This is a genomic window from Anaerolineales bacterium, assembly GCA_022866145.1.
Lineage (GTDB): Bacteria > Chloroflexota > Anaerolineae > Anaerolineales > E44-bin32 > PFL42.
The window spans coordinates 1-8926 of sequence record JALHUE010000111.1; the positions used below are offsets into that span (position 1 = coordinate 1).

Consider the following 8926-nt stretch of genomic DNA (forward strand, 5'->3'; position numbering starts at 1 on the left):
AGTGGCAGGGGCCGCCTCCTGCGGCGGCCCTGCCGGCGGCGGGGCGCAGGCCGAGGTGAGCAGCATTCCCAACCCTAGGGCGAGGCATTGATATGAACGCACGGCGGCTCCTTTGGCGTGAAGCGAAGGCGGGGGATTGTACCAGCGAGGTATGGGGTGTCGAGGAGGATCGCTCAGGAGGTCGTAGCCAAACCCCTCTCCAACCACACACCCTGGTCCTCGAGCGCACTCCGAGCACCTGGAATGCCCACTCCCCTCCGTTGGGCTCCAAGATGCTTCGCGAGCGCTGCAGGGTGCTCCGCCACCGCCGTCGGCTGCCGAGCGGATGAGCGCAGGCGTTGGTGAGCCGGTGAAGAATCCAGGGGGAGTGCGGCTAGGAGGCCGCCGTCAGCTGGCCCCCCTCTGGGAGCAACCCCCTAGCGTTTTAAGTGATACGGGACGTCGATGATCGCCCGCTGATATCCATGGCGCCGGCGGCGGTAGAGCATGGCTGTCTTGAGCATCCAGGCAGTCTGGTTGTGCAGCAGAGCCTGCCACCAATGCGCCGGGACGAACTCCGGCAACAGGACCGTTGCCTGTTGCCCGTCGTTGTGCTGCTCGTCAACCCGGTCAAGATAGCCCAGCAGCGGCCCGACCAACGAGCGGTAGGGCGAGGGGATGATCTCCAGCTTGATGTCCGGCCACCAATCCATCCATTGCTGCCGGACCCGTTCTCCCTCACCGGGATGGATCTCGACGTACACCGCCGTCACGTCCCCCGAGATCGCCTGAGCAAAGCGAACAGCCTCCACGATCCCGCGATGCACGCCGGAGATCGGAATGACCAGCCGCGGCTTGGGGGCTGGCCGGAGATCGGGGGGCAGCCCGTGCATCGTCAGTTCGTGGGCGACTTCCCGGTAGTGCATCCGCACTGCCTGGAACAACATCGCTAAACCCGGGATGAGCACCAGGACGATCCAGGCGCCTTCGCGGAACTTGCTGAAGGCCACAATCAGGAACGTGGCCGCGGTCACTGTGGCTCCCAGGCCGTTCACCAGGGACTTGACCCGCCAGCCGGCACTCCGGGCCTTGATCCAGTGAACGACCATTCCAGCCTGGGACAAGGTGAACGCCAGGAAGACGCCCACGGCGAACAACGGAATCAGGGCATGCGAGTCCCCGCCGAAGACGATGATCAGAAGGGCTGTCAACGCGGCCAACACAATCATGCCGTTCGAGTACACCAGCCGGTCGCCCAGGTTGGCAAACTGACCGGGCAGGTAGCGATCGCGCGCAAGGACCGAAGCCACCCGCGGGAAGCCGGCGAAACTCGTATTTGCCGCCACCGCCAGGATGAGCAGCGTCGCACCCTGGACGAGGTAGTAGGCGAAAGAGTCCCCCAGAACCCTGCGGGCCAGCGCCGAAAGGATTGTCTCCGGTTGCTGAGGGACAACTGCAAGATAGTGGGTCAGAGCGATGGATCCCAGGAAGAGCGTCACCATCAGAACCGCCATGATGGCCAGTGTCCGGCTGGCATTGCGCGAGACCGGCGGGTGGAAGACGGTGATCCCGTTACTGATGGCTTCGATCCCGGTCAGTGCCGTGCACCCCGTGGCGAAAGTGTGCAGCAGCAGGAAGGCCCCGATCGGCACACCCGTGGCGGGCACGCTCGACCAATCCCCGGGGCCATCGCGGGCGGCGGTGACAAAGCCCGCCACGAGCATCGCGCCGAACGAGGCCAGGAAGAGGTAAACCGGAATCATCATGGCTGTGCCGGATTCCCGCAATCCGCGCAGGTTGGCCACCAGGATGATCACCAAGATTGCCAGCGCTGCGGGCACCCGATATGGCCAGAGCATGGGGAAGGCCGAGGCGATCGCGGCCATCCCCGCCGTCAGGCTGACCGCGGCAGTCAACACGTAGTCGATAAGCAGCGCGCCGGCCGCGACCAGGCCGGGAGTGGCTCCGAGGTTCTCCTTGGCGACGGTGTACGACCCGCCTCCCGTGGGGTAGGCCCACAGGGTTTGCGAGTATGAGATGCTGACGATCACCAGTAGGCTGGCAATCGCGACGGCGATCGGCCAGGAGTAGGCTAGCCCGGCCGCACCCGCCACAGCCAGCCCGAGGAAGATCTCCTGATTGGCGTAGGCGACGGAGGACAGCGCGTCCGGGGAAAGGGCTGCCAGCGCGCGGACCTTGTTTAGCCGCTCCGCCCCCAGGCGTCCGGTCGGTAGGGGAGGGCCGAAGACGAACTCCCGTAGATGAGCCAGCATACATGGGCAGGGGCAGACAGCCCCACCGACCCCGATTGTAGACCCGTTTGTGCCCCGGCGTACTTGGGGGGAAGGCAGTCGCTCGGCGCAGCCTCCTGCTTGCCGGGGCCTTGGCGAGCGTTCTATAATGGAAGGACAGGCAAGACGCCCGCCGGACGCGGCGGGCATTCCACCCCAGGTGCACGCGTGAGAGGAGGCCATTCGCAGTGACACTCCCGAAGTTCGCCTTCTTCGATGGTCAGATCGTGCCGTACGCGGAAGCGAAGGTGGGAGTTCTGACGCACGCCCTGAACTACGGGACAGGCGCCTTTGCCGGAATCCGGGCCTACTGGAATCTGGATCAGCAACAGCTGTACGTGTTCCGGGCCATCGACCACTACCGGCGGCTGTTGAACTCGGCCAGGCTGATCTGCGCCGAGATCGACTACACGGCCGAGGACCTGGTTGAGATCACCCTCGAACTGCTCCGTCGCGAGGGTTATCACGAAGACTGCTACATCCGGCCCCTGATCTACAAGGCCGATGAGACGATCGGGGTGCGGCTGCACGACCTGCGCGACGCTCTGGCCATTTCGTCCATCCCCTTCGACCGGTATATCAAGAATGACGAGGATGCGCGTGTCACGGTTTCCAGCTGGCGGCGCATCGACGACAATGCCATCCCGGCGCGGGGGAAGATCTGCGGGGCGTACGTGAACTCCGCCATGAGCAAGACCGACGCCGCCCGGGCCGGGTTCGATGAGGTGCTGGTGCTGACCCAGGACGGCCATCTGTCTGAGGGCAGCGCCATGAACGTGTTCATCGTGCGCGATGGGGTCATGGTGACCCCGCCGATCACCGACAACATCCTCGAGGGGATCACGCGCAAGACGGTGATGGCGGTGGCGGCTGAGGAGCTGGGACTGAAGGTCGTCGAGCGGCCGATCGACCGAACCGAGATCTACCTCAGCCAGGAGATTCTGCTGACCGGGACCGCCGCCCAGGTGACGGCTGTCACCTGGGTGGATCATCGGCCGGTGGGGGAGGGCGTGATGGGGCCAGTGGCTGCTGAGCTGCGGCGCCTGTTCGGCGACATCGTTCGAGGTCGCAACCCCAAGTACACCGGCTGGCTTTCGCCCGTCTATGTGAAGGAGCAGGCTGGCGCCGCGCCCTGAGGCGGTGCAGTCGAAGGGAGTTGCGGGAGGCCCGAAGGCCTCCCGTGCGTTTGTGATGAAGTTCTACCCCAGGCGTGCACGCGGTCTGATCGTGGGTGGGCTGCTCCTTGGGCTTGTGAGCGGCCTGATCCTCTTCGGGGTGTATCGGCTGGGGACCACCGCCCTCTCCCCATGGACGGTGTTGTGGGCGGTGGTCCCGCTGGTGGCGGCGCCATTGGCGGCGGCCATCGCCTACCGCTTGTACGGCTTGTTGAGCGCTTCCTATTCGGTCGATCGCAATGGCTTGGTTCTGCGCTGGGGCCTGCGGCTGGAGCAAATCCCGCTGACATCGGTCAGGCGCCTGCAGTCGGCCGCTTCGCTGTCTCCCGGCGTGCGGCCCGCCCCCGGGTTGTGGTGGCCTGGATGCGTTGTCGGGGAACGAGAGGTCGAGGGCGTCGGCCGGATCGAGTTCATGGCCTCGGAAAGCGCGCCGGGCCAGATCGTGGTCATCACCCGGGAATTCCAGCTGGCCATCTCTCCCGCCAACGCCCAGGCCTTCCAGCAGGCCTATGTCGCCGGGGCGCGCATGGGATCCCTCGAGCCGCTTGCTCCCCTCTCGATCCGGCCCGACTTCCTGGTGGCACGGGTGTGGTCGGATCGCGTGGCGCGGGCCCTGCTGCTTGCCGGGTTGACTCTGCCCCTGGTGCTGCTTGGCTACCTGGCTTTCCGGGCGCCCAGCCTGCCACAGTCCGTTCCCTTCGGTTTCGACGTCCGAGGCGTGCCGGCGCTCTTCGCCCCGCCAGGCCGCCTGCTGTTGCTGCCCATGGTTGGGATCGTGTGCTGGATGATCGATGCCGTCCTGGGGGCATGGCTGCTGCGCCGGGAGACCCGGCCGCACCTTTCGTATGCGCTGTGGAGCACGGCGATCGCCGTTGGAGGGATGTTGTGGGCAGCGGTGGCATTCTTGCTGGGAGCAGCCTGAGAGCTTACGAGTTGTCCACCGGGAATGGGCACTTGTCCACAGGTTACGGCCGAGTTGTCCACAGGTTGGGGGGACAAGCCGCATGAGATGGCTGGTGGCGTTGCTGCTGGGAGCGGGGGTCGCCGGCCTGGCATGGTGGGCCGGGTTGCTGCAGCCTTCCGGGGCGGCGGCCGCGACCTTGGTCGGGGCGGCCGCCTTTGGCGGGTCCGGGTGGAGAGGCGCCGGACTGGTCCTGGCGTTCTTCCTCAGCTCGGGCGTGCTGTCTCGCTGGGGTGCCCAGCGCAAGAGGGTCCTACAGCCGGTCATGGCCAAGAGCGGCCGCCGCGATGCCTGGCAGGTGGCCGCCAACGGAGGCGTGGCGGCCGTTCTGTCCCTGGCATACGGCCTGAGCGGGTCGCAGGCCGAGGTCTTCCTGGTGGGGATGGTTGGCGCCCTGGCGGCGGTCAATGCCGATACCTGGGCCACCGAGATCGGCGTGCTGTCCTCGCCTCCTCCGCGGCTGCTGACCGGAGGACGAATCGTCCCACCCGGCACGTCGGGCGGCGTCACGGCTGCAGGCCTATTGGCCAGCCTGGCAGGGGCGGGGCTGATCTCCGCCCTGGCGGCCTGGTTCTGGGGGCGGCCGGCCCTGCTGGGCATCGGGCTGTTGGCGGGCATGCTCGGGAGCTTGCTGGACAGTCTACTGGGGGCAACCGCGCAGGCCGTCTACCATTGCCCGGCCTGCGGGGTCGAGACCGAGCAGCACCCGCGCCATACCTGTGGTGCGGCAACCCAGCGCCTGCGCGGATTGGCCTGGCTGGGCAATGACACCGTCAATCTGCTCTGTTCGCTCAGCGGCGCGGTGCTGGCGATGACTATGTGGCGGCTGGCGGTAGGGTGAGGCTGACGAGGATTCGGGCGGCCCTCGATCGGGTCGGCAGCGCCTGGCCTGCCTTCCCGTGCCGGGTGGCGGGAGCCGCCTGGGGGATGACCCTCGGGTTGACAAACGGAGGTCCCAATGGAAGGCAATCCACGCGACGATATCCGACGCCTGCTGAAGTCCTTCGGGGTGCAGGCCGATGAGGCGATCCTGACTCATCTGGCCAAGGTCCCCAGCGAGGCGCCGCTTCGGATCCGTCTGGTCCTTGAGGACCGGACCGACTACGGCAGCTCGGCGCCAGCGCATCGGCTGCACTTAGAAGTCGAGGGACACATCCACGCCAGTTGAGGGCCCGACCCACAACCCGAACGGCAGCCTTCACTCACAAGCAGGCCAGATGTGCAGCCGAGCCGGAGCTCGGATCAACCGCAGGACCTGCCTGCAGTCGGCGGGAATCCTGCTGAGGCTGATGATGCTGGCGAGGATCCTGAGGCGAGGCCTTCCACCTGGCTCGTGGGCTCGCCTGGACGTTGAGGGCCGGAGGTCATCGACCCGGATTCCTTTCCACGCTATGCGGAGAGACATGGCGGATCACTTCTACGGGGTCTTCGCCCGCGCGGACTTCGCAACAGCGTTCTTCTCCGTCGCCTTCGGGTTCGGGACTCTTAGCGAGGGCGTGTGGGCGCAGGTTCGCAGCCTAGGCTGCAGGGTGCTGGCGAAACAGCTCCGGCATCACGCGGCCGTCAACCCGCAGGCCTGGCGCTGGGTGCGGGCCGAGCTCTCGGAGCAGTTTGTACCAACGTCGGGTGGCGGGTATGCCAAGGCCGGAGAGGACGCCCGGCAGGCCTTCCGCGGCCTCCTGGGGGAGTCCGGCTTCTCCGACCGCGTCTGAGGGCCGACGGCCGGCGGCCCGGGCGGCAGGCGATCAGCGCTGGATCCTGCCGGTGGAATGGCCCTGCATCAGGGCGAGGACCTCGTCCACCGTGCTGAGATTCAGATCCCCGGCGATGGAGTGCTTAAGGCAGGAAGCCGCAGTTGCGAGGTCAAGTGCCTGCTGGGAATCCATTCCCTGGGTCAGGGCGTAGATCAGCCCTGCGGCAAATGCGTCTCCCGTCCCGACCCGATCGACAATATCATCGACGACGTAGTTCGGGCCGGTCATGAAGGTCGATCGGTTGTGAAGACAGGCTGACCAGCCATTGCGGTCGGCGCTGCCGCTTTGTCGCAGCGTGATGGCCTGGAGGCGCAGGTTGGGGAAGGCCGCCAGGACCTTCTCGCACAACCCGCGGTACTTCTCCGGATGGACCTGGCCGGCAGAGACCTCCGCTTCCCAATCGCTGTCTGGGTTGGTGATACTGAGCGCCTGCTGGCAGTCTTCCTCGTTGGCGATCCCGACATTGACCTGCCCGACGATCTCAGTCATCACCTCCGGGGCAGTACGGCCGTACTTCCACAGGTTCCTGCGGAAGTTGTAGTCACACGAGACGGTGATCCCCGCCTGGCGGGCAGTGGTCACGGCAGCCAGAGTGGCGGCCGCCGCGGAAGCGCTCAGGGCGGGAGTGATGCCGGTCACGTGAAACCAGGTGGCGCCTTCCAGGATCTTCGGCCAGTCGAACGTCTCGGGTGGAGCGTCCATGATCGAGGAGTGGGTGCGGTCGTAGATGACCTTGGAAGGGCGCTGGTTCGCTCCGGCTTCCAGGTAGTACGTCCCGAGCCTCTCTCCGCTGCGGGCGATCATCGAAATATCGACCCCCAGCCCGCGCAGATGCTGCAGGCAGGCATCCCCGAGAGCATTCCTGGGCAGGACGGTTACGTAGGCGACGTCCAGCCCAAACCGGGCCAGGGAAGCGGCCACATTCGCTTCGCCGCCCCCGAAGGTCGCCTCCAGTACCGGCGACTGCAGCAGTCGCTCGTGGCCCGGAGACTTCAAGCGCAGCATGATCTCGCCAAACGTGACAATGCGCGGGCTCACTTTCGGCTCCCTCTAGATCGCACCGAGGCGGCGATTGAGACGGCCTCGCGCGCCAGCCGGGTAATCTCGGGGAAGTCCCCGGCTGCCAGGAGGCGCGGGGTAACCAACCAGCTCCCGCCGACGGCGTGGACCATGGGCAGTGCGAGGTAGTCTGCCAGGCGGGCGGCGCTGATTCCGCCCGTTGGCACAAAGCGGAGATCTGCGAATGGTGCCGCGATGGCCTCGAGGTAGGGTATGCCCCCCAGGGCTTCAGCGGGGAAGAACTTGAGGACTCGCAGTCCCATCTCCAGGGCCAACTGAATCTCGCTAGGGGTAGCCACTCCCGGAAGGACCGCCTGATCGTGGGCCTGGCACCACTCGACAACCTTCCTGTCCATCCCTGGGGAAACGATGTAGCGGGCGCCGGCTTGGACGGCAAGTTGGGCCTGGGGGACTGTGAGTACGGTGCCCGCCCCCAAGAGCATCTGCGGGAAGCTGGCAGAGATCGACCGCATGGACTCCAAGGCTGCGTCGGTGCGAAAGGTGATCTCGACGCAGGGGAGCCCGCCGGTCAGCAGGGCCTCCGCCAGTTGCGTGGCTTGTGATGCCTGGTCGATCTTGACAACCGGGATCACCCCCAGCGTCCCCAACTGCTCGACCCAATTCATCTCCGGTCCTCCTGATTGCTCGATCGCGCCTGGCCGGGGCATTTGGGGATGAGCTCGTTGTCGAAGCCACCCGGCCAGCCCACTGTCCAAGGGGTTCGCGCAGGGTGCGCAGCCTCGGCTGATTCCTTCCGGCGGAGCCGGGAGGAAGATGCCGGCCTTCCCTTGAACTCAGTTCGCCCGGGCGTCATGGCAGGGGTCTCCGTTGCGTTCTCATCCCCATCCAGCCCAGGTTCGGCGCGACACAGGCTGAAGAGCATCCCAGGCCGCGATCTCCCATGTCGGTTCGTGTCGGCGGCGCGAGCCCCGGATAACTCCGGGGAATGCGGCTCATCCATGATAGGCCGGCCCTGGCGCATCCCCGGACGCTCCGCCGGGCAGAGGCAGGCTACGATGGGCGCCGTGGAGATTCCTGCGTGGGCGCCTGGTGCCCGCCGCGATCAAACCCTGACCTCACGATGAAGACCAAGGTCAGGTGGACCCCCACAGGAGGCATCGGTCACCTCCTGTGAGGGTCCCTTTCTGGCTGGCGGAAGGAGCCGGAGAGGCTCTTTCCTGTTAGTCCAAGTGTCCGGTCGGGCTAGAACGTGCCTTCCGGATTGTAGTAGCGCATGACATTGTCTTTCGTAATCAACGGCGACGGCAGGTAGGTGTCCTTCTCAGGGGCCCCTCCGCCCAGGATGGACATCAAGCGGTTGAACGCACCACGCCCGATCTGGTCCGAGTTGTTCAGGCCGGTAGCACCGTAGTTCGTGCCATTGATGATGGCTTCCAGTGCAGCCGTCTCACCGTCGACACCGACGAGGAACATCTCATCCGCGCGGCCCGCATCCCCGATGGCCGTCTGGGCGCCCAGGCACATCGAGTCGTTCTCGCAGAACACGGCGTCGATCTTCGGATTGGCAGCCAGCATGTCCTCCATCAGGGCAATGCCGCCGTCCGCGCTCCAGCCGCCATAGTCCGGCGCAGTGATCACGCTGATGCCAGGATACGTCTCAACGACGCTGAGCATCCCATTGCTGCGGTTCAGCCCAATCGAGTTGTCCGCCGGTCCGCCGCGCAGTTGAACGACGACGCCTTCCCC

The 8926-nt window shown here is 66.1% G+C and carries 9 protein-coding genes; 5 read left to right on the top strand and 4 right to left on the bottom strand.

Annotation, left to right across the window (positions count from 1 at the left end; translation table 11 throughout):
- Window positions 1–416: 416 nt before the first annotated feature.
- Window positions 417–2252, bottom strand: a complete 1836-nt coding sequence (locus MUO23_03540; GenBank protein MCJ7512027.1) for an APC family permease — start codon at window positions 2250–2252, stop codon at window positions 417–419.
- A 206-nt stretch (window positions 2253–2458) separates the two neighbouring features.
- Between MUO23_03540 and MUO23_03545 the strand changes: the two genes are divergently transcribed.
- The 5 genes from MUO23_03545 to MUO23_03565 all read left to right on the top strand — a co-directional run bounded on the left by MUO23_03545 (window position 2459) and on the right by MUO23_03565 (window position 6118).
- Window positions 2459–3406 (top strand): branched-chain amino acid transaminase, encoded by a 948-nt coding sequence (locus MUO23_03545; protein ID MCJ7512028.1) that lies wholly within the window; start codon window positions 2459–2461, stop codon window positions 3404–3406.
- Window positions 3407–3461: 55 nt separating this feature from the next.
- A complete protein-coding gene (locus tag MUO23_03550) occupies window positions 3462–4367 on the top strand; it encodes a PH domain-containing protein (GenBank protein ID MCJ7512029.1) in 906 nt (301 codons plus the stop codon).
- 94 nt (window positions 4368–4461) lie between these two features.
- Window positions 4462–5247 (top strand): DUF92 domain-containing protein, encoded by a 786-nt coding sequence (locus MUO23_03555; GenBank protein ID MCJ7512030.1) that lies wholly within the window; start codon window positions 4462–4464, stop codon window positions 5245–5247.
- Window positions 5248–5364: 117 nt separating this feature from the next.
- On the top strand, window positions 5365–5574 hold the full coding sequence (locus MUO23_03560) for a hypothetical protein (GenBank protein ID MCJ7512031.1): 210 nt from the start codon (window positions 5365–5367) through the stop codon (window positions 5572–5574).
- Between the two features lie 235 nt (window positions 5575–5809).
- Window positions 5810–6118, top strand: coding sequence for a hypothetical protein (locus MUO23_03565; protein MCJ7512032.1), 309 nt, complete (start codon window positions 5810–5812; stop codon window positions 6116–6118).
- A gap of 33 nt (window positions 6119–6151) precedes the next feature.
- Here the strand turns inward: MUO23_03565 and MUO23_03570 are convergent, their stop codons facing one another.
- The 3 genes from MUO23_03570 to MUO23_03580 form a co-directional block, all read right to left on the bottom strand.
- Complete coding sequence (locus MUO23_03570) at window positions 6152–7198, bottom strand: sugar kinase (GenBank protein ID MCJ7512033.1); 1047 nt, start codon at window positions 7196–7198, stop codon at window positions 6152–6154.
- Window positions 7195–7845, bottom strand: coding sequence for a bifunctional 4-hydroxy-2-oxoglutarate aldolase/2-dehydro-3-deoxy-phosphogluconate aldolase (eda, locus tag MUO23_03575; GenBank protein ID MCJ7512034.1), 651 nt, complete (start codon window positions 7843–7845; stop codon window positions 7195–7197). Before eda ends, MUO23_03570 begins: the two co-directional genes overlap by 4 nt.
- A gap of 577 nt (window positions 7846–8422) precedes the next feature.
- Window positions 8423–8926 (bottom strand): substrate-binding domain-containing protein (locus MUO23_03580; GenBank protein ID MCJ7512035.1); only part of this gene is annotated, 504 nt, incomplete at its 5' end.

What these genes read in the sequence shown, in the direction of transcription:
- eda (MCJ7512034.1), bottom strand. Translation starts at nt 7,845, where the DNA reads ATGAATTGGGTCGAGCAGTTGGGGACGCTGGGGGTGATCCCGGTTGTC.
- MUO23_03550 (MCJ7512029.1), top strand. Translation starts at nt 3,462, where the DNA reads ATGAAGTTCTACCCCAGGCGTGCACGCGGTCTGATCGTGGGTGGGCTG.
- MUO23_03560 (MCJ7512031.1), top strand. Translation starts at nt 5,365, where the DNA reads ATGGAAGGCAATCCACGCGACGATATCCGACGCCTGCTGAAGTCCTTC.
- MUO23_03540 (MCJ7512027.1), bottom strand. Translation starts at nt 2,252, where the DNA reads ATGCTGGCTCATCTACGGGAGTTCGTCTTCGGCCCTCCCCTACCGACC.
- MUO23_03565 (MCJ7512032.1), top strand. Translation starts at nt 5,810, where the DNA reads ATGGCGGATCACTTCTACGGGGTCTTCGCCCGCGCGGACTTCGCAACA.